This window comes from Streptomyces alfalfae (assembly GCF_004127445.1).
Classification (GTDB): domain Bacteria; phylum Actinomycetota; class Actinomycetes; order Streptomycetales; family Streptomycetaceae; genus Streptomyces; species Streptomyces alfalfae.
Map to the genome: position 1 here is coordinate 55,319 of NZ_QEXM01000034.1, position 19,151 is coordinate 74,469.

Genomic DNA, 19,151 nt, shown 5'->3' on the forward strand with positions numbered 1-19,151 from the left:
GCGAGATTAACGGCCATTGCGTGACGGCGGAAGAGCCTTCATCATCCCTTTCTGACACTCAGTCAGTACGCGGGGACATGGGTGCGCGGGCGCGCCGGGCGTCCGGCAGACCGGGTACGCCACCTTGGAGGACGCATGGCCGCCACGCAGCGCAGGGGCCGCAGGATCATGATGACGCCCGAGGAGCTCGACGCGTTCCTCGCCACGGAGCGCACCTGCCGCGTGGCGACGGTGTCGGCCGACGGCGCGCCGCACGTCAGCACGCTCTGGTTCGCCTGGGACGACACGTCCGTGTGGCTGTACTCGATCACGCGCAGCAAACGCTGGGCCGACCTGCGCGCGGACCCGCGCGTCGCCGTGGTGGTGGACACCGGTGAGGAGTACGGGGAGCTGCGCGGCGTCGAGCTGTCCGGAACCGTGGAGTTCGTCGGGGAGGCGCCGCGCACGGGTGAGCCCTGCCCCGAGCTCGCCGTCCCCGAGAAGCTGTTCGCCCGCAAGCTGTTCGGCATGGACGAGATGCCGCACGACGGCCGCCACGGGTGGATCCGCCTCACGCCGGACGCGATCGCCTCCTGGGACTTCCGCAAGCTCGCGGGGCTGTAGCGTCCAGCGCCCGCAGCTTGCCCCGCCCGCTGCCCACCGCCTGCCGTCCGCCGTTAACCGTTCCCCGCCAGCCGTTCGCCGTTGGCCGCTCACGCTCACCGGCGGACGCCGTCCCGCCCCTATCGGAGCCCCGCCCCCGCCGCCCGCAGCGCCTCCGCGGCGGCCCTGATCGACGGGCGGCGGGCAGCGTCCTCACGCCAGACCACGTACACATGGCGCCGCACCCGGTGCCGCACCGGGACCGTCCGCACCCCGGCCGGCATCGGGTCGCGGCCGAGCTGCGGGACCACGCAGACCCCGAGGCCCGCCGCGACCAGGGCGAGCTGGGTGTGGTGCTCCTCCGCGCGGTGCGCGATGCGCGGCTCGACGCCCTTGCCGCGCAGGGTGAACATCAGCCACTCGTGGCAGAACTCGCCCTCGGCCCAGGTGATCCACTCGTCGTCCGCCAGCTCCTCCAGATCGACCTCGGTGCGGTCGGCAAGCGGGTGCGCCGCGGGCATCGCGACGTCGGCGGGATCGTCGAGCAGGGGCGCCTTGGCCAGCCCGTCCGGTATGGGCAGCGGTTTGTTGTACCAGTCGAGGACGACCGCCATGTCGACGTCGCCGCGCACCACGGCGGCGACCGCGGGCGTCGGCTCCATCTCGTGACAGCTCACCCGCAGCCCCGGATGCTCGGCGCGCAGCGCGGTGAGCGTGGCGGGCAGCAGGCCCCGCATGGCCGTGGGGAACGCGGACATCCGCAGTTCGCCGACCGCCTTGCCGCGCTGCTCCTCCAGGTCGGCCTGGGCGAGCTCGACCTGCGAGAGGATGCGCGCGGCGTGCTCGGCGAGCAGCCGCCCCGCGTCGGTGAGCCGCACCCCCCGGCCGTTCTTGGCGAGGAGCTGCTGGCCCACCTCGCGCTCCAGCTTGGTCATCTGCTGCGAGACGGCGGACGTCGTGACGTGCAGCCCGGCCGCAGCGCCGCTGACCGAGCCGTGCCGCGCGAGGGCGTCCAGCGTGCGCAACCGCTCCAGATTCAGCATCGACTTCTCCGGCTCCCCCCCAAGGACATGTAAGTGATGCTACGCGATACCCGGCAAGAAATCTCGCTTGTGCTACGAGATCGGCGGGGCGCATCGTGGAGCGCATGAGCACCCCGACCGAACGCACGGTGACGGCCACCGCGCCCGCGCCGCTCGCCGCCCCTCCCACCGAGGTCACCACCGCCGACACCGCCTCGCCCGGACGGCGCGCCATCGACTGGCGCATCCGGTTCGGCCTCCTCTCGCTGATCTGGGGCTTCAGCTTCCTGCTGATCAAGGTGGGCACCGAGGCGTACGCCCCGTTCCAGGTCACGCTCGGCCGGCTCGTGTTCGGTACCGTCGTCGTGGCCGCCGTGCTCGTCGTCAAGCGGGAGCGGCTGCCGCGCGGCACGCGCACGTGGCTGCATCTCGCGGTGGCAGCCCTGTTGCTCAACGCCTTGCCGTTCTCGCTGTTCGCGTACGCGGAGTTGACCGTTCCGTCGACCCTCGCGGGCATCTGCAACGCGACGTCGCCGCTCTGGGGCATGGCCCTCTCGCTCATCGCGCTCTCGGAGGACCGGCCGACCCGACGCCGCGTCGCGGGCCTCGGCATCGGCTTCCTCGGGGTGCTCACGGTGCTCGGCGCCTGGCAGGGCTTCAGCGGCCTCGACCTCGCCGGCACGGCGATGGCCCTGCTCGCCTCGCTCAGCTACCCGATCGGGTGGATCTACGTACGCCGCACGCTGGCCGGTTCCGGTCACTCGAACCTCTCCCTGTCCGGTGCGCAGCTGCTCGTCGGGACCGTCGAACTGGCCGTGGTGACGCCGCTGTTCACGGACGTCCCCGCGCACTTCCCCGTCGTGCCGCTCCTCGCGGTCGTGGCGCTCGGCGCCCTCGGCACGGGGCTCGCCTTCCAGTTGCAGTACGCCCTGGTCGCCGAGGTCGGCCCGACCACTGCCCAGATGGTCACGTACTTCGTCCCGGTCATCGCCACCGCCGCGGGCGTCACGCTGCTCGGCGAGTCCCTGAGCTGGTCCACCCCGGTCGGCGCGGCGATCATCCTCGCGGGGGCCGCGCTCACCCAGTCGCGACCACGCGCGCGTGGCGCGGCCCCTCGGCCATGACCCCACCCCGTCAGCCGCGGCGCCCGCGCGGGAACGGAGCCGCTCACTCGTGGCGCCCGCGCGGAAGCGGGACCGCTCAGTCGTAGCGTCGCGCGGGGGCGGGCCCCATGGCCGAGGCCACCGCTTCCGCCACGGTCACGATCTCCTCGTCGGCGAGGGCGGCGATCGTGATCCGCACGCCGGGCGGCGTGGCCAGGCGGTAGCGCGCCCCCGGCGCGACGCCCCACCCGGCGTGCAGCAGCCGCGCCACCACGCCCGTCTCGTCCGGGACGGGCACCCAGACGTTCATGCCGCTGCGCCCGTGCGCGAGCACGCCCCGTTCGGCGAGCGCCGCGATCAAAGCGTCCCGCCGCCGCCCGTAGGAAGCCGCCACCTCGCGCGCGTCCACCGCGTCACCGGACCAGAGCCGCAGGACGGCACGCTGCAGCAGCATGCTCACCCAGCCGGGCCCGAGCCGCTGGCGTCCCTGCACCCGGTCGACGGTGACGGGGTCCCCGGTGAGGACGGCGAGCCGCAGGTCGGGGCCGTACGCCTTGGCGGTCGAGCGGACCAGGGCCCAGTGGCGCACCGCCCCGGCCAGCGGGTGGAGCGGCTGGTCGACGATGCCGTGGCCGTGGTCGTCCTCGATCAGCAGGACCTCGGGATGCGCGGCGAGCACGTCGCGCAGGGCACGCGCGCGTGGGGCGCTGACGGTGGCGCCCGTGGGGTTCTGGGCGCGGTCCGTCACGATGAGGGCGCGGGCGCCGCCGGACAGTGCCCGTTCGACGTCGGCGGGCCGGGGCCCCTCGTCGTCCACGCCGACCGGGACCGTGCGCAGTCCGAGGGCCGGCACGAGGTCGAGCATGCTGCCCCAGCCCGGATCCTCGACGGCCACCGCGTCACCGGGCTTGAGGCGCGCGGCGAGCACCCGTTCGATGGCGTCGAGCGCCCCGGAGGTGACGGCGACGGGCCCTGCGGGAACGCCCTCGGCGTCGAAGGCCGTGCGCACGTACCGCGCGAGCCCCGGGTCGACGGCGTCCTCTCCGTAGAGGACCGGTTTCGCGTCGCCCTCCGCCGCGGCCAGCGCGAACGCCTCGGCGAGCGGTGGAAGCAGCGCCGGATCGGGGTTGCCCTGGGAGACGTCCCGCACGCCCGGCGGCACGTCCACCCGCATCCGGTCGCGCGCGGTCGTGGCGGGCTTCGGCCGTACGCGGCTGCCGCGCCGTCCGGCCGTCTCGATGACTCCGCGCTCGCGCAGGGTGCGGTAGGCGGCGGCCACGGTGTTGGGATTCACTCCCAGGCGGGCCGCCAACTCCCGCATAGGGGGCAGCAGTTGCCCCGGCTCCAGACCGCCGTCACCCACGGCCCGCTCCACGCTGGCCGCGATATCGGCTGCGCGCCGGCCTTCGATCCGATACTCTCCTAGCACAAACACAAGTATGCACTAGTGCAATATGAACGGCAAACCGGAGCGCCGGGCAGGGCGCGCGGTTCGGGCCGCCACAGGTTCAGTACAGGAGAAGGCATGCAGACGACGCGCACCACCACCGACACGGACACGCCGGAGAGCGCCGCCTACACACCCACCGACCGCACTGTCCCCACCCGCTCCCGCGACCGTGCCTCGTACGACCGGGAGACGGTGCACGCGGTGCTCGACGAGGCATATGTCTGCCACCTCGGCTTCGTGCGCGACGGCGCCCCCGTCGTCCTGCCGACGCTCTTCGCCCGCGTGGGCGAGCGCCTCTACGTCCATGGCTCGACCGGCTCCCGGCCCCTGCGGATGGCGGGCGACGCACAGGACGGGGCGGCGGACCCGGGGATCCAGGTGTGCCTGACCGTCACCCACGTCGACGGTCTCGTCCTGGCCCGCTCCGCCTTCCACCACTCGATCAACTACCGCTCCGTCGTGGTCCACGGCACCGCCCACCAGGTCACGGACCCCGAGGAGAAGCGGGCCGCGCTCGACGCGCTCGTCGACCACGTCGTGCCGGGGCGGGCCGCCGACTCCCGCCCCGCCAACGCCAAGGAGCTCGCCGCGACCGCCGTGCTCCGCCTCGACCTGAACGAGGTCTCGGCGAAGGCCCGCACGGGCGGACCCCATGACGAGCCGGAGGACATGGGCCTCCCCCACTGGGCGGGCGTGCTCCCGCTCCGCCGGGGCTACGACGCGCCGCTGCCCTCCGCCGACCTCGCCCAGGACATCGCGGCGCCGGACTACCTGCCCGGCCTGTGATCCACCGCTGTGAACCCTGAGAGGGGTGGCCGCCCCGGCGCGGGGCGGCCACCCCTTCAGACCGTCACGGCGGCCCGTCGCGCCGCCACCGCTCCCCGCGCCTCCGCGACCGCTAGCCCCGTCACCGCGGCCAGCATCAGCACCGTGCCCGCGACGGTCGCCGCCGTGAGGGCCTCACCGAGCAGGGCGACCGCGATGACCGCGGCGCTGACCGGCTCCAGGAGCATGATCACGGAGACGGTCGCGGAGCGTACGACGGCCGCCCCGGCGAAGTAGAGCGCGTACGCGACGGCCGTCGGCACGGCGGCGATGTACAGCAGATAGACGGCCACGCGCGCGTGGTCGGCCGTGTGCGGCACCAGGCCCTCGGCCGCGGCCCCCGGCAGCAGGCAGAGCGCGACGACCGCGAACGCCCAGACCGTCGTGTCGGAGGAGTCGGCTCCGCCGTCCCGCCCCCACCAGCGCGTCACCAGCGTCATGGCGGCGTACGCGGCGGCCGACACGAGCCCCCAGACCACACCCAGCGGCCGTACGGTCGCCTCGCCGCCCCCGAGGACGAGCACCACGAGCCCGGCGAGGGCGCCGAGGACGGCGACGGCACCGCCGCCCCCGAGCCGCTCCCCCATGGCCAGCCGTGCGCCGAGGGCGATGAGGACGGGGCCCGAGCCCATGGTGACGACGGTGCCGACCGCGAGGCCGGTCGTCTCGACCGCCGCGAAGTAGGCGGTCTGGAACACCGCGAGGGCCACGCCCGTGACGGCGATCCGGCGGGCCCTGCGGCCCCGCGGCTCACGGGCCCCGGACACGTACGCCTTCTTGCGGTTCGGCCGTACCGCGCGCGTGGCGAGCAGCAGGACGAAACCGCCCGCGCACCGCCAGAAGGAGAGGCCGACCGGCCCCATGTCACTGGCCTGGAACACGAGCGCGGCGGCGGCGCCGGCCGTGCCCCAGGCGACTCCGGCGACGATCAGATAGACGAGGCCCCGCCCGACGGGCAGACCGAGGACAGCATTCGACACGTGAGAGTTCTCCGCAGCAGAGGAGGGACAGATGGCTCCGTCTGCGGGCAGCACCGCTTGGCCCGGCCACCGGCCGGGCGCGATCCGTGGGCGTCCCGCGCTAGCGGGCGGGAGGCGGAAGGACGAGTGCTCGTGCGTGCATGATCCGCACCCTAGGTCGCGCGGCCACTGCGCGCCAACTCCGTTTCGGATGCCGGTACGGCATCCCCGGCGGTCGGCCCGCCCGGCCTCGCCGACTGGGCGATGAACGCGCCCACCAGGACCACGGCGCCGCCGGCGATCTGCGGCGCCGAGAGGTGTTCGCCGAGGACGACCCAGGCGAGGGCGGTCGCGATGACGGCTTCGAGGCAGGCCACGACACCGGCCACCTGCGGGGAGAGCCTGCGCACGGACACCACCCCGGTGATGTACGCGAGGACGGTCGCGACGAGCACGATCCAGCCGAGCAGCGTCCAGGCGGGGACGGCCGAACCGTCCAGGTCGGCGCTGCCCGCGAGCACCGCCCAGTCCATGCCCCACGGCCGCGCGACGACGGTCAGCACGGCCGTGCCGACGAGCAGGCCGTACGCGATGACGCCGAGAGGGTGGGGCGCGTCGTCGCCCGCGTCGCTGCCCTGGTCGGACAGGACGAAGTAGCCGACCTGGCAGCAGGCGGCGCCCAGCGCGAGCAGGAGTCCGAAGGCGTCGAAGCCGAGCCCCGCCCACACCTCGACGACGCAGGCGAGCCCGCCCACCGCGAGCACGACGCCGAACGCCGCCGCCCGTGTCACCGGCTTGCGCTGCACGAAGCGCACCCAGCCGAGGACCAGCGCGGGGGCGAGGTACTCGATCAGCAGGGCGACGCCGACGGGGATACGGGAGAGCGCGGCGAAATAGCAGGCCTGGACGCCCGCGACGGCGAGGAGGCCGAACCCGGCGAGCAGCGCGGGCCTGTCCCGCACCAGAGAGCGGTGGCGCCAGGCGACGGGCAGCATCACCAGGGCGGCGCCCGCCACCCGCAGCCACACGACGTGGAGGGGGTCGAGCCCCGCCTCGATCAGCGGCTTGGCCGCGACGCCGGAGCCGCCGAAGGCGACGGCGGAGAGCAGGGCGAGTCCGAGACCGAAGCCCGGTCCCCGGCTCCCGTGCCCCGCACGGCTCTCCTGGATCCCCTGAGACGCTTGCACGGGCACATCATGACAGGCGGTGTCATGAGCGTCATCCCCGATGACCCCTGTCTCAATCGGCGGACGTCCCGCGCCTCACGCACGCTCCTGACCGGAGCCCCCGAGGTAGCCGTGGTCGCCGGAGGCGTACTGCCGGCAGCCCGCCTCGACGCGCTTGAGCAGGACCTCGACGTCGACACCGGCCCGCCCGAGGACCTCGACCGCGCGGCATTCGGCATCCGCCACGAGGCCGGCGAGGAGGTCCATGCCGAGCGCCCGCGCGTCGCCGCGCCGTTCGGCCCGCTCCAGGGCCACCTCCATGGCGAGGACGGCCGCCGGCGACCAGCCGGTCTCCTTGCCCGACCGCACCACGGGCACGGCCCCGGAGTCCTCGACGGTGCCCTGCCACTGCAGGCCGTAGCCGATGCTGCGCTGGACGAGGTAGCCGAGGAGGCGCACCACCTGGGCGCCGTCCGTGAAGACCGCGCGCACCTCGGGGTCGGACTCCAGGAGGGAGTGCAGCAGGTGGGCGGTGTCTATCTGCCGGTCCCCGTCACGTACCGCCCGGCGGCGCGCGCCCGCCACCACGGAGGCCAGTTCGGCGCTGAGGCGGGACTCGGGTTCTGCGGGGATCAGGTCGGGTTCGGGCCCCGGCGGGGTACGGCTTTGCACATCTCCCACCCCATCAACCTCCGGCGGCACATGCATCGGCGGCGGGAAGCATCTTGGCGTCCGACATAGGTTGGGCAGTGGTGCGACGGTTGTCCTCCTTACGGATGAGATCCGGCAGATCCGTCCGTAACGGCGCGCGCCGTCTTGCCCCGCGCCCGTGGAGCAACCATGGTGCGCCGCCGCACGTCTGAAAAGCATGGAGAGCAGGTGCTGGATGGTCGCCCTGCCGGCGGTCGACGGCAGGCAGTACGTGTACCGGGTGTACGCCCCTGACGACGCACGCCCCGCCGACCTGTTCTGGGACGCCTGGCACTGCCACGACGAAGGCCCCTTCCCCAGGGCCTCGGACCTCTTCGACGCGGCGGTCATACGCCGGGTCGGGTGACCGTGGAGGGATGCCGGGCCCCGTACGGGGGATGACCGGTGCCGCGTACGAGGAGCGGCCGGACCCCGTACGAGACGACCCGGACCTGTACGGGCTCACCCGGCCCCGGACGCGGGTACGCCCGTCCCCGGACGGGCACGCCCGTCCCCGGACGGGCACGCCCGGACACGTACGGGATCGTCGCGGCGCCGTACGGGCTCACCTGGCACCGGACGGGATCGTCGCGGCACCGTCCGAGATCGCTCGGCCCCGGACGGGATCGCTAGGGCCCCGTCCCGGTTCACCCGGCCTCGCACGGGACCGCCGGAACCCCCACGAGATCACGCGAACCAGGACGGGATCACCCGGGGGCCCCGGACGGGACCACCCGGCCCCGCACGGGGTCCGCCGGAACCCCGTACGAGATCACAGGGCCCCGGACGGGATCGCCGGGCCCCGCCCGAGTTCACCCGGCCCGCGTGGCGACCACGACCGTCGCGTACAGCTCCTCGTCCTCGACGACCGTCGCCGTCAGGCCCACCCCTTCGACGGCGGCCACGGCCGCGGGCACCTGCGCCTCGCTGGTCTCGAACAGCAGGTGTCCGCCGGGCGCCAGCCAGCGCGGCGCCCGCTCGGTCACCCGGCGCAGCACGTCGAGCCCGTCGCCGCCGCCGTCGAGCGCCACCCGCGCCTCGTGCTCGCGTGCCTCGGCGGGCAGCAGGCCGACCTCGGCGGTCGGCACGTAGGGGACGTTGGCCAGCAGGATGTCGACGCGGCCCAGCAGTTCGCGGGGCAGCGGTTCGTAGAGGTCGCCCTCGTGGACCCGGCCGCCCGCGGCGACGAGGTTGCGGCGGGCGCAGCGGACCGCCGCCGGGTCGATGTCCGAGGCGTGCAGTTCGACCCGGTCGAGGCCCGCGGCGAGCGCGGCGCCGAGCGCGCCGGACCCGCAGCACAGATCGACGACGACGGCTTCGCGCCCCGCGAGGGCGGCGGCCCGGTCGACGAGGAACTCGGTGCGGCGACGCGGCACGAAGACCCCCGGGTCCACGACGATCCGCAGACCGTGGAACTCGGCCCACCCGAGGACGTGTTCGAGGGGCAGTCCCTCGGCCCTGCGCCGCACCATGGTGGAGGCCTCGTCCAGGGAACGCGCGGTGGACAGGAGCAGTTCCGCCTCGTCCTCGGCGAAGACGCAGCCCGCCGCGCGCAGCGCGGTGACGACAGAGGCGTACTGGGAGAGGGTGAAAGAAGAAGTGACCGACATACGGAGAAAACCTTCCGGGATCCCGATGGGGCTCCCTCGGTCCACCTATGCCGGGTGAACCACGCGGTCGCGAGAGGAGAGCACCCGACCTGCTGCAGCGGTAATGGGTCTCACCTCCGGAGTTCGCCGCCTGCGTCCGTCGCAGGGCACCGGAACAGTACCGCACCCGCCGCGCGCCGGTCGGCCCGGTCATGTGACGAAGCGCCCCGCACGGCGTGTGCGGGGCGCCTCATCCGCGCGGAGAGCCGTCGGGCTCACACCCGTCAGTCCTCATCGGCGAGGATCAGATACAGCTTCTTCCGGGCGTCGTTGATGACACCGATGGCCTTGTCGCGCTGCTCCTTGCTGCCGGTCTTCCAGACCTGGCCGAAGGCCTCCATCAGGCCCGTGCCGGCCTGGCGGATCTCGTGCAGCGTCTCCCAGTCGACGCCGCGCCCGGCGTCCTCCCAGGGCGCGTCGGGACCCGCGTCGGCCGCCTCGCCGCCGGCGTCGGTGAGCGAGAAGAGCTTCTTGCCGCCCTCGCTCGCACTGCGGATCAGGCCCTCGTCCTCCAGGAGCTGGAGGGTCGGGTAGACCGAACCGGGGCTGGGCTTCCACGCCCCGCCGCTGCGCTCGGCGATCTCCTGGATCATTTCATAGCCGTGCATGGGCCGGTCCTTCAGCAGGGCCAGGATCGACGCGCGTACGTCGCCGCGCCGCGCCCTGCCGCGCCCGCCCCGCCCGCCGGGACCGCCACCCCAGGGGCCGCCGGGGCCGCCGAAGCCGGGTCCGAAGGGGCCGAAGGCGCCGCGCCGGGACTCGAAGCCCCCGAAGCCCCTCTCGCGGCCGAAGCCTTCACGGCCGCCCGGGCGACCCCGTCCGTGTCCGTGTCCGTGCTCGTGTTCAAAACCGTGGGAACGCATGTGATCACTCCTTGGGGGGTGTCCGTTGATCTCTGTCTGATCACCGATCATCAACGCTCGATCAGTGATCAGTGATCAGTCGCGTATCGTTCGCGACGCTTCAACGATATATCGGAATAGTACGCCGAGCAACCCGTCTCTGCGGCGAGCCGACGCACTCCATCAAGAAGGCCCACCGAAGAGGTCCACCAAAAAGTCCACCGAATAGGTCCACTGATCCGGGATTGGCCTTACCGGGCACGCTCCGCCGGCCCTACCGTCATCGATATGCCGACTTCTCACCGCATCCGCGTCGTGGACGCCTTCACCGACCGCCCCTTCGCCGGCAACCCGGCCGGCGTCCTCCTGCTCGACGCCTTCCCCGCCCACACCTGGCTGCAGAACGTGGCCATCGAGCTCAACCACGCGGAGACCGCCTTCGCCCACCCGCTGCCCGAGGGCGGCGACGCCGACTGGGCGCTGCGCTGGTTCACGCCCGCCACCGAGGTGGACCTCTGCGGCCATGCCACTTTGGCCATGGCTCATGTCCTGCACAGCACCGGCGCCGCCTCCGGCCCGATCCGCTTCGCGACCCGCAGCGGCGTCCTGACCGCCACCGCCCACGCCGACGGCACCCTCACCCTCGACTTCCCGACCGCACCGCTCACCGAAATCGGCGTTCCCGCCGGCATCGCCGAGGACCTGGGCGCCGAGCCGCTCCGCGCGTACGACACGGGCCCCCACTGCGGCGACCTGCTCGTCGAGCTCGCCGACGAGAAGACGGTCAGGGCACTCACCCCCGACCACAAGGCCCTCGTACGCCACTCCAAGCGCGGCATCATCGCCACGGCCCTCGCCGAGGAACCCTCACTCGGATACGACTTCGTCTCGCGGGGCTTCTTCCCGCGCGTCGGCATCGACGAGGACCCGGTGACGGGCAGTGCGCACACCGCCCTGGCCCCCTTCTGGGCGGAGCGCCTGGGCCGCACGAAACTGACGGGCCTCCAGGCCTCGGCCCGCACCGGCCTGGTCCACACCGAACTACAGGGCGACCGCACCCTGCTGACGGGCCGCGCCGTCACGGTCATCGAGGGCGAGCTGCTCGCCTGAGCCGCCCCGCTCAGGGCGTGGGCAGCCAGTCGACCTTCCCCGCGAGCAGCGCGTACCCCACGAACGCGCCGATGTCGAGCAGCGAGTGGGCCACGACCAGTGGGCCCACCCTGCCCCACCTGCGGTACAGGAGCACGAAGACCACGCCCATGGCGAGGTTGCCGAGGAAACCGCCGACGCCCTGGTACAGGTGGTAGGAGCCGCGCAGCACCGAACTGCCCGCCAGTGCGGCCATCGGGGTCCACCCCAACTGGTCCAGCCTGCGCAGCAGGTAGCCGACGACGATCACTTCCTCCAGGATCGCGTTCTGCAGCGCGGACAGCACGAGGACCGGGTACTTCCACCACACGTCGGGCAGCGCTTCGGGGACCACCGTGAGGTTGAAGCCGAGGCCGCGGGCCGCGAGGTAGAAGACGATGCCCGTGCTGCCGATCACCGCGGCGATCGCGGTGCCGCGCCCCAGGTCCGGCCAGGGGCGCGTCCGGTCGAAGCCGATGGTCCCGAGGCCCGCCCGCTCACGCAGGAGGAAGTGCGCGACGAGCGCGACGGGCACCAACGCCGTCGTGATCCCGAAGAGTTGCCACGCGAGATCGAGCCACGGCCGCCCCGGCGCCGCCGACGCGTTCATGGTGGCCGCCTGGTCCCTGAGACCGCCCGGCTTCGTCACCGATCCGACAAAGCTGATCAGCGCGGACACACCACTCGCGCCCAGCGAGAGAGCCAGGACGAGCAACGTCTCGTCCCGCAGGGTTCGCCGCGCCGGCTCGCCCTTCGGAAAAGAACCGGCCATCGGCCCCGGCTCCGCTTGCACTTGTGCCTCCAGTTGAGTGATCCCGCCTCATCCCCATCCTCGCCCCGCCAGGGTCTCGAAAGAAGTTACGAAGATCGTGCGCGACAGGCCGAGGGGGAAGGCCGCCGTTCCGGGCGTGGCGTCCCCCTCTTTCCTTGCTTCATCGCTCGAGGAGGGGCGCCACCGCCATGGGACGTCACAGCTTGCCCGATGAGCACGGGACGGACGCGCGCACCCCCGGCCGCGCGCCCGTGGCCACACCGTCGCCATCGCCGCGGCTCTCGTCCTCGTGGTCGCCGGCGGCACGGCGGTGGCCGTCCGCAGCGGTCTGCTCTCCTTTCCCGGCTCGTGCGGTGACGACGCGGTGCGCGTCGACGTGGTCGCCGCCCCCGACGTGACACCCGCCCTGCGCACCGCCGCCGACCGCGTCAAGCCACCCTGGCCGCGACGGCTCCGGCGCCGAGAAGGGCAACCCGCGCCGCAACCAGGCGCTGATCGCCTCCGAGCAGGCGGCGTTCAAGAAGGCCCGCGCGACGTACGAGGAGACGGCATGTCCAACGCCCTGGTGATCCTCACCGATGGCGATGGCCAGGACCCGGGCAGCATCTTCCGCAGCTCCCTCGTCTCCCGGCTCGAAGAACTCGCCGACCCGAGGAGCCGGTGCCGGTCAGCGCGATCGCCGTGGGTCCCGAGGCCGACAAGGAGGAGGTCCAGCAGATGGCCGCGGCCACCGGCGGCTCAGGTCACCGGTTCGACGACCCGGCGCAGATCCACTCCGTCGTCCTCAAGGCCATCATGGAGGCGGGCAGCCACCAGCGCCGACCGGCGGGCTCAGCCCCGCGGCGCCACCGGTCCGGAGAGCCCCACCGGCCAGGTGTGCACCGGCTCCCCCTCGTGCATCAGCTCGCAGTACCGCTGCGTGGTCGCGGCGAGCGCCGCCTCCCGGGTGAGCCCGCTCTCCAGTGCGAGGTGGTACGTCCTCGCCTGCCACGAGGCCCCGTTGACCCGCCGCCGGCAGCGCTGCTCGATCACCCCGAGGTACAGATCCCGGTCCGCGGGCGCCACGCCCCACGCGTCGAGCCCTGCGGCAGCCAGCGGCAGCAGCTCCTCGCGTACGAGGTCCGCGGCCGGCACCTCCGCGGTGCCGCCCAGTCTGCCGCGCCGCGGCCAGCGCAGGTCCGCGTCGATGCCGTGCCGGCAGGCGACGTCGAAGTTGTGCGCCGCGGCCTCGAAGGGCAGCCGCGACCACACGGGCCTCGCCTCCTCGCAGAGCGCCCGTACGAGGCCGTAATAGAAGGCGACGTTCGCGATGACGTCGGTGACGGTGGGGCCCGCGGGCAGCACGCGGTTCTCCACCCGCAGGTGCGGTACGCCGTCGGCGATGCCGTACACCGGGCGGTTCCATCGGTAGACGGTGCCGTTGTGCAGGACGAGTTCGCCGAGGTGCGGCACTTCTCCCGCGTCGAGCGCGGCCAGCGGGTCCTCGGCGTCCATCAAAGGCAGCAGCGCGGGGAAGTACCGCAGGTTCTCCTCGAAGAGTTCGAGCGGCCCGGTGATCCACCGCTCCCCGAACCAGGTCCGCGGGCGCACGCCCTGGGCCTGCAGCTCCGGGGGCCTGGTGTCGGTGGACTGCAGGAACAGCGGCGGACGCGACTCGCGCCACACCTCGCGCCCGAAGAGGAACGGCGCGTTGGCGCCCACGGCGACCTGCGCGGCGGCGATGGCCTGCGCCGCGTTCCACACGTCGGCGAACCGGTCCGGCGTGACCTGGAGGTGCAACTGGATGGAGGTGCACGCCGCCTCGGGGGCGATCGACGCGGAGGTGCAGGTGAGCCGCTCCACGCCCTCGATGTCGAGGGCGAAGGGTTCACCGCGGGCGGCGACGATCTGTTCGTTGAGGAGGGCGTAGCGGTCGACGTCGGAGAGATGGGCCGACGTCAGGTCGGCGCTGTTCAGGGTCGGCAGAATACCGATCATGACAATGCCTGCGCCCAGTTCGTTCGCTTTCCTGTGGGCGTAGTTGAGACCGGTGCGCAGTTCTTCGGCGAGCTGGTCGAGAACGCGGCCTCCGATCCGGTGCGGGGCGATGTTCACTTCCAGGTTGAACATTCCTAGTTCGGTCTGGAAATCCCGGCTCGCGATGCGCTCCAAAACCTGTGCATTCAACATTCTGGGCAGTCCGTCGGGCCCTGCGAGATTCAGTTCGATCTCCAGCCCCATGAGGTTCTGGGGCCGGTCGAACCGCTCCTCATCCAGCAGCCGCTCAAGCCCCGTGAGGCACTTCTGGAGCTTGCTGCGGTAGCGGTCCCGATCGGACAGGTCGAACGCGACCGCCGCGACCTTATCCCCCATCGCCTTGTCCTTCCTCGCCCGGGCAGCCGGGGGCCCGGCCGCTGTGTACGAGGGATGATGCCCCACCGATGTGATCCGTAACGCCCCGCGCGACGCGGCCGGCCAGTAGACTCGGCCCCGCCGCGCCACGGCACATTCACGCGGCATGGGGCAGAGTGGAGATTCGTCCTCGCAAGCGTGGTCAAAAACACCGATGGGAATCGGCCGACCGCTCCCGCCGACGATTCGAAGGTCACAGCGGTGACCCCCTCGCTAAATGGGGAGAAAAACCTCATCACGACGGCGTGATAAGTCCTTGCCGGAAATGTCGATCACGGTTAGGTGAAACAACGCCCGAACACCCATCGTATAAACTCCGCATTCGAGGCAGAGTTCTGGCGCCTGGTCCCCCGGCCCCCGCCTCTCTGACCCGAAGCTGACAGCGCCGTCACGCACCCGCCCCGCTCCACCGTGCCTGTCGAACGAGAGAGGCGACCCACCATGCCGCTGCATGTCCCCCCTGCCCCCGCGCCCGCCCTGCGCAGCGTTCTCGCGGCACTAGGTTCTCCCACCGCCGTACGCGAGGCGCGCACACCGACCCTGCGTGCCGCCCAGGGCCCTCTGAGCCCGGAACTCCCGCTGCCCGTCCACGTCCTGGAGCACGTCACGCCGGGAGGCACCTCGCCCACGCGCCTCGCGGGATGGCGCTTCATGATCCGCGGCGGTGAGCGGGCCCTCGCCGCGGCCGACACGATGCTCACACCGGACGGCTGGGCCTTCTCGCACTTCTTCGAGGGCCCCTACATCGCCTCCACCGAACGGGCCCTGCGGCACGCCGAGGCCATGCCGATGCCCTGCCAGCCGCGGCTGCTCTCCGTGCCCGAGCTGTACATGCTGACCCTCTGGCTGCACCGCGACTGCACGGACGACGGCGCCGAGGGCCCGCTCGCCCCCGCCGACCTGCTGGTGCCCCTCGCGCCCGCGCCGCCCGGCATCGCGGCCCACCGCCCGCACCGGGTCGCCGAGTTGCTCCAGGTCCTCACCCTGCGGCTGACCCCGGCGCCCCTGCTGAGGTCGCCCGCCTGACGACGCCGAGCCCCTGCCGTCCCACGTGCCCCGCTGCCGACGGCCGCGGGGCACGACGCTGTTCCCACCCAAGTGGACTAGCCCGGTCGGGCCACCCCGAACCACCCGAAGAGACAGCGGAGTTGGGCTGAACCGTCCGGGCGGGTGATACGTCATTAAGCAGTAGGAACCGCTGCCGCGAATTGCCTGCGGATTGACGCCCGCAGGGGCAACACTGGAACTGGACCGACGACAACGGGGGGCGGTCATGAGCACCGCATCGAGCCACAGGACAGACGTCACAGCCATCGAACCGCAGCGAAAGAACCCTTCCATGTGCCAGCACCAACCACCGTGCCCGACAGCCGACTCCGCCGACCGGGAGGCCGCGCTCCTCGCGGCCAGCCACCCGGAGCAGGGCTGGAGCCTGCTGTGCAACGGCGTCCTGCTCTTCGAGGACACCGGTGAGCTGCTGCCGGACGGCCGGATCATCGCGCCGCACCGACCGCTGGGCACCGACCGCGTCATGACGGCCGCCTGATCGCCGCCCGCGCAGCCGCACGGACGGGCACCCCGCGCGAACCACGTGAGCGCGGCAGACAGCCGAGGGGCCGGCCCGGAGATCGCTCTCCGGACCGGCCCCGACACATGCCCGTGGCGCACGGGCGCCGGCATCAGTCCTCGTACGCGTCCAGCGGAGGGCAGGAGCAGACCAGGTTCCGGTCGCCGTACGCCTGGTCGATGCGGCGCACCGGCGGCCAGTACTTGGCGGAGGTGGAGACGCCGGCCGGGAAGACGGCCTCCTCACGGCTGTAGCCGTGCTCCCACTCGCCGCTCAGGGCGGCGGCGGTGTGCGGGGCGTTGCGCAGCGGGTTGTCGTCGGCGGCCCACTCTCCGGAGCCGACCTTCCCGATCTCCTGACGGATGGCGATCATCGCCTCGCAGAACCGGTCGATCTCGTCCAGGTCCTCGCTCTCCGTCGGCTCGATCATCAGCGTGCCCGCCACGGGGAACGACATGGTCGGCGCGTGGAAGCCGTAATCGATGAGCCGCTTGGCGATGTCGTCGACGCTGACGCCGGTCGCCTTGCTGAGCGGACGCAGGTCGACGATGCACTCGTGCGCGACGAGCCCCGCGGGGCCGGTGTAGAGCACCGGGTAGTGGGGCTCCAGGCGCTTGGCGATGTAGTTGGCGGAGAGCACCGCGACCTGGGTGGCGCGCTTGAGGCCCTCGCCGCCCATGAGACGCACGTACGACCAGGAGATCGGCAGGATTCCGGCGGAACCCCACGGCGCCGCGGAGATCGGTCCCACGCCGGTCTCCGGGCCCGCGGCGGGCTGCAGCGGGTGGTTCGGCAGGTAGGGCGCGAGGTGCTCGCGGACGCCGACCGGGCCGACGCCGGGGCCGCCGCCGCCGTGCGGGATGCAGAAGGTCTTGTGCAGGTTCAGGTGCGACACGTCGCCGCCGAAGTGGCCCGGCTTGGCGAGACCCACCAGCGCGTTGAGGTTGGCCCCGTCCACGTACACCTGGCCGCCGGCCTCGTGCACCTCCGCGCAGATGTCGGCGACGTGCTCCTCGAAGACGCCGTGCGTGGAGGGGTAGGTGATCATCAGCACGGCCAGCTCGTCGCGGTGCTTCTCGATCTTGGCCCGCAGGTCGTCGACGTCGATCTCGCCGTCGTCGGCGGTCTTGACGACCACGACCTTCATGCCCGCCATGACGGCGCTCGCCGCGTTCGTCCCGTGCGCGGAGGAGGGGATCAGGCAGACGGTGCGCTGCTCGTCGCCGTTGGCCCGGTGGTACCCGCGTACGGCGAGCAGTCCGGCCAGCTCGCCCTGCGAACCGGCGTTGGGCTGGAGCGAGACCTTGTCGTACCCGGTGACCTCGGCGAGCCGCTCCTCCAGCTCACGGATGAGCGTGAGGTAGCCCTGCGCCTGCTGGGCGGGCGCGAAGGGGTGCAGCTGCCCGAACTCGGGCCAGGTGACCGGCTCCATCTCGGTGGTCGCGTTGAGCTTCATGGTGCAGGAGCCCAGCGGGATCATGCCGCGGTCGAGCGCGTAGTCGCGGTCGGCGAGCCTGCGCAGGTAGCGCAGCATCGAGGTCTCGGAGCGGTGCTGGTGGAAGACCGGGTGCGTGAGGTAGGCGTCGCCGCGCAGCAGGCCCTCGGGCAGCGTGTCGGCGGCGCTGGCGTCGAGCGCGTCGACGTCGGCGTCGACACCGAAGGCGCCCCAGACCGCGCTGAGCTGCCGGCGCGTGGTCGTCTCGTCGCAGGACAGGGAGACGTGGTCGGCGTCGACGAGGTGGATGTTCACCCCGGCCTCGCGGGCGCCGGCGACCAGTTCGGCGGCCTTGCCGGGCGCGCGCACGGTGAGCGTGTCGAAGTAGGCGCCGTGGACGACCTCGTAACCGCCGCCGGTGAGGCCGGCGGCGAGCAGCGTCGCGTACCGGTGGGTGCGGCGGGCGATGGACTTCAGGCCCTCGGGACCGTGGTACACCGCGTACATCCCGGCCATCACGGCGAGCAGCACCTGGGCGGTGCAGATGTTGCTGGTGGCCTTCTCGCGGCGGATGTGCTGCTCACGGGTCTGCAGCGCGAGGCGGTAGGCCTTGTTGCCGTCGGCGTCGACGGAGACGCCCACCAGGCGTCCCGGAAGGCTGCGCGCGAACGTCTCGCGCACCGCCATGTATCCGGCGTGCGGCCCGCCGAAGCCCATGGGGACGCCGAAGCGCTGGGTCGTGCCGACGGCGATGTCGGCGCCGAGTTCACCGGGCGAGGTGAGCAGCGTCAGGGCGAGCAGGTCGGCGGCGACCGTGACGACCGCGCCCAGCTCGTGCGCCCGGTCGATCAGCGGCTTGATGTCGCGGACCGCGCCGGAGGCGCCCGGGTACTGCACGAGGAGGCCCACGATGCCGCGCTCGGCGACCTCGGCGGGGATGCCGTCGCTCAGGTCGGCGACGACGATCTCGACGCCGGTCGGCTCGGCTCGCGTCCGGATCACGGCGATGGTCTGCGGCAGCGCGTCCGCGTCGACCACGTACACGCCGTTCTTGACCTTGCCCATGCGGCGCGAGAGGGCCATGGCCTCGGCGGCGGCGGTGCCCTCGTCGAGCAGGGAGGCGCCGGAGGTGGGCAGACCGGTCAGCTCGGCGACCATGGTCTGGAAGTTGAGCAGCGCCTCCAGGCGGCCCTGCGAGATCTCGGGCTGGTAGGGCGTGTAGGCGGTGTACCAGGCGGGGTTCTCCATCACGTTCCGCAGGATCACCGGCGGCGTGAACGTCCCGTAGTACCCGAGGCCGATCATGGAGTCCAGGACCTGGTTGCAGTCCGCGAGCGAGCGCAGCTCGGCGAGGACCTCGGCCTCGCTGCGGGCGCCGGGCAGGTCGAGCGCCTCGGCGTTCTTGATCACATCCGGCACCGCGGCGGCCGTGAGCTCGTCGAGCGAGCCGTACCCGACCTGGGCGAGCATCTTGGCCTGCGCTTCGGCGTCGGGCCCTATGTGCCGCTGCTCGAAGGGGATGCCCTGCTCGAGCTCGGCGAGCGGGATATGGGTGGCAGTCATTGCGGAG

General features: G+C 72.6%; 17 protein-coding genes and 1 pseudogene. 8 read left to right on the top strand and 10 right to left on the bottom strand.

The window, feature by feature from the left end; genetic code table 11:
* Positions 1-135: 135 nt before the first annotated feature.
* Positions 136-603 carry a pyridoxamine 5'-phosphate oxidase family protein gene (locus DCW30_RS14270; RefSeq protein ID WP_076687210.1) on the top strand — a complete coding sequence of 156 codons (468 nt, stop codon included), beginning with the start codon at positions 136-138 and terminating at the stop codon, positions 601-603.
* Positions 604-722: 119 nt separating this feature from the next.
* Here the strand turns inward: DCW30_RS14270 and DCW30_RS14275 are convergent, their stop codons facing one another.
* Positions 723-1,625 carry a LysR family transcriptional regulator gene (locus tag DCW30_RS14275; RefSeq protein ID WP_076687209.1) on the bottom strand — a complete coding sequence of 301 codons (903 nt, stop codon included), beginning with the start codon at positions 1,623-1,625 and terminating at the stop codon, positions 723-725.
* Positions 1,626-1,729: 104 nt separating this feature from the next.
* On the opposite strand from DCW30_RS14275, the gene DCW30_RS14280 reads away from it, so the two are divergent.
* Positions 1,730-2,728 (top strand): DMT family transporter, encoded by a 999-nt coding sequence (locus DCW30_RS14280; RefSeq protein WP_076687208.1) that lies wholly within the window; start codon positions 1,730-1,732, stop codon positions 2,726-2,728.
* Between the two features lie 76 nt (positions 2,729-2,804).
* Here DCW30_RS14280 and DCW30_RS14285 read toward each other — a convergent pair whose 3' ends face one another.
* The gene (locus DCW30_RS14285) at positions 2,805-4,136 is read right to left on the bottom strand and encodes an aminotransferase class I/II-fold pyridoxal phosphate-dependent enzyme (protein WP_076687207.1); all 1,332 of its coding nucleotides are present in this window, start codon (positions 4,134-4,136) and stop codon (positions 2,805-2,807) included.
* A gap of 96 nt (positions 4,137-4,232) precedes the next feature.
* Between DCW30_RS14285 and DCW30_RS14290 the strand changes: the two genes are divergently transcribed.
* Positions 4,233-4,943 (top strand): pyridoxamine 5'-phosphate oxidase family protein, encoded by a 711-nt coding sequence (locus DCW30_RS14290; protein ID WP_076687206.1) that lies wholly within the window; start codon positions 4,233-4,235, stop codon positions 4,941-4,943.
* A 56-nt stretch (positions 4,944-4,999) separates the two neighbouring features.
* Here DCW30_RS14290 and DCW30_RS14295 read toward each other — a convergent pair whose 3' ends face one another.
* The 3 genes from DCW30_RS14295 to DCW30_RS14305 all read right to left on the bottom strand — a co-directional run bounded on the left by DCW30_RS14295 (position 5,000) and on the right by DCW30_RS14305 (position 7,779).
* Positions 5,000-5,962: a DMT family transporter gene (locus DCW30_RS14295; RefSeq protein ID WP_076687205.1), complete on the bottom strand. Its 963-nt coding sequence runs from the start codon at positions 5,960-5,962 to the stop codon at positions 5,000-5,002.
* A 152-nt stretch (positions 5,963-6,114) separates the two neighbouring features.
* Positions 6,115-7,128 (bottom strand): EamA family transporter, encoded by a 1,014-nt coding sequence (locus DCW30_RS14300; RefSeq protein ID WP_205576626.1) that lies wholly within the window; start codon positions 7,126-7,128, stop codon positions 6,115-6,117.
* A gap of 75 nt (positions 7,129-7,203) precedes the next feature.
* On the bottom strand, positions 7,204-7,779 hold the full coding sequence (locus tag DCW30_RS14305) for a Clp protease N-terminal domain-containing protein (RefSeq protein ID WP_076687204.1): 576 nt from the start codon (positions 7,777-7,779) through the stop codon (positions 7,204-7,206).
* 196 nt (positions 7,780-7,975) lie between these two features.
* Here DCW30_RS14305 and DCW30_RS14310 point away from each other — a divergent pair, with 196 nt between their 5' ends.
* Positions 7,976-8,164, top strand: coding sequence for a hypothetical protein (locus tag DCW30_RS14310; RefSeq protein ID WP_076687203.1), 189 nt, complete (start codon positions 7,976-7,978; stop codon positions 8,162-8,164).
* Between the two features lie 445 nt (positions 8,165-8,609).
* Here DCW30_RS14310 and DCW30_RS14315 read toward each other — a convergent pair whose 3' ends face one another.
* Positions 8,610-9,407 (bottom strand): putative protein N(5)-glutamine methyltransferase, encoded by a 798-nt coding sequence (locus DCW30_RS14315; protein ID WP_076687202.1) that lies wholly within the window; start codon positions 9,405-9,407, stop codon positions 8,610-8,612.
* 263 nt (positions 9,408-9,670) lie between these two features.
* Positions 9,671-10,309, bottom strand: coding sequence for a PadR family transcriptional regulator (locus DCW30_RS14320; protein WP_076687201.1), 639 nt, complete (start codon positions 10,307-10,309; stop codon positions 9,671-9,673).
* A 267-nt stretch (positions 10,310-10,576) separates the two neighbouring features.
* Here DCW30_RS14320 and DCW30_RS14325 point away from each other — a divergent pair, with 267 nt between their 5' ends.
* The gene (locus tag DCW30_RS14325) at positions 10,577-11,398 is read left to right on the top strand and encodes a PhzF family phenazine biosynthesis protein (protein WP_076687200.1); all 822 of its coding nucleotides are present in this window, start codon (positions 10,577-10,579) and stop codon (positions 11,396-11,398) included.
* A gap of 10 nt (positions 11,399-11,408) precedes the next feature.
* Here the strand turns inward: DCW30_RS14325 and DCW30_RS14330 are convergent, their stop codons facing one another.
* Positions 11,409-12,209 (bottom strand): CPBP family intramembrane glutamic endopeptidase, encoded by an 801-nt coding sequence (locus tag DCW30_RS14330; protein ID WP_076687199.1) that lies wholly within the window; start codon positions 12,207-12,209, stop codon positions 11,409-11,411.
* 526 nt (positions 12,210-12,735) lie between these two features.
* On the opposite strand from DCW30_RS14330, the pseudogene DCW30_RS37460 reads away from it, so the two are divergent.
* Positions 12,736-12,998, top strand: a pseudogene (locus DCW30_RS37460) (hypothetical protein); the annotation flags it as partial.
* Between the two features lie 21 nt (positions 12,999-13,019).
* On the opposite strand, the gene DCW30_RS14345 reads toward DCW30_RS37460, so the two are convergent.
* The gene (locus tag DCW30_RS14345) at positions 13,020-14,540 is read right to left on the bottom strand and encodes a glutamate-cysteine ligase family protein (protein WP_076687198.1); all 1,521 of its coding nucleotides are present in this window, start codon (positions 14,538-14,540) and stop codon (positions 13,020-13,022) included.
* Between the two features lie 480 nt (positions 14,541-15,020).
* Here DCW30_RS14345 and DCW30_RS14350 point away from each other — a divergent pair, with 480 nt between their 5' ends.
* Entirely contained in the window at positions 15,021-15,605 is a 585-nt protein-coding gene (locus tag DCW30_RS14350) for a hypothetical protein (protein ID WP_076687197.1), read from the top strand.
* Positions 15,606-15,918: 313 nt separating this feature from the next.
* Positions 15,919-16,125, top strand: coding sequence for a DUF5999 family protein (locus DCW30_RS14355; protein ID WP_062781472.1), 207 nt, complete (start codon positions 15,919-15,921; stop codon positions 16,123-16,125).
* Positions 16,126-16,258: 133 nt separating this feature from the next.
* Here the strand turns inward: DCW30_RS14355 and gcvP are convergent, their stop codons facing one another.
* Positions 16,259-19,144 (bottom strand): aminomethyl-transferring glycine dehydrogenase, encoded by a 2,886-nt coding sequence (gene gcvP, locus DCW30_RS14360; protein ID WP_076687196.1) that lies wholly within the window; start codon positions 19,142-19,144, stop codon positions 16,259-16,261.
* Between the last annotated feature and the right edge of the window lie 7 nt (positions 19,145-19,151).

Coding starts and splice junctions, on each gene's coding strand:
- DCW30_RS14310 (WP_076687203.1), top strand. CDS start 7,976: ATGGAGAGCAGGTGCTGGATGGTCGCCCTGCCGGCGGTCGACGGCAGG.
- DCW30_RS14325 (WP_076687200.1), top strand. CDS start 10,577: ATGCCGACTTCTCACCGCATCCGCGTCGTGGACGCCTTCACCGACCGC.
- DCW30_RS14320 (WP_076687201.1), bottom strand. CDS start 10,309: ATGCGTTCCCACGGTTTTGAACACGAGCACGGACACGGACACGGACGG.
- DCW30_RS14315 (WP_076687202.1), bottom strand. CDS start 9,407: ATGTCGGTCACTTCTTCTTTCACCCTCTCCCAGTACGCCTCTGTCGTC.
- DCW30_RS14355 (WP_062781472.1), top strand. CDS start 15,919: ATGTGCCAGCACCAACCACCGTGCCCGACAGCCGACTCCGCCGACCGG.
- DCW30_RS14280 (WP_076687208.1), top strand. CDS start 1,730: ATGAGCACCCCGACCGAACGCACGGTGACGGCCACCGCGCCCGCGCCG.
- gcvP (WP_076687196.1), bottom strand. CDS start 19,144: ATGACTGCCACCCATATCCCGCTCGCCGAGCTCGAGCAGGGCATCCCC.
- DCW30_RS14345 (WP_076687198.1), bottom strand. CDS start 14,540: ATGGGGGATAAGGTCGCGGCGGTCGCGTTCGACCTGTCCGATCGGGAC.
- DCW30_RS14290 (WP_076687206.1), top strand. CDS start 4,233: ATGCAGACGACGCGCACCACCACCGACACGGACACGCCGGAGAGCGCC.
- DCW30_RS14350 (WP_076687197.1), top strand. CDS start 15,021: ATGCCGCTGCATGTCCCCCCTGCCCCCGCGCCCGCCCTGCGCAGCGTT.
- DCW30_RS14270 (WP_076687210.1), top strand. CDS start 136: ATGGCCGCCACGCAGCGCAGGGGCCGCAGGATCATGATGACGCCCGAG.
- DCW30_RS14275 (WP_076687209.1), bottom strand. CDS start 1,625: ATGCTGAATCTGGAGCGGTTGCGCACGCTGGACGCCCTCGCGCGGCAC.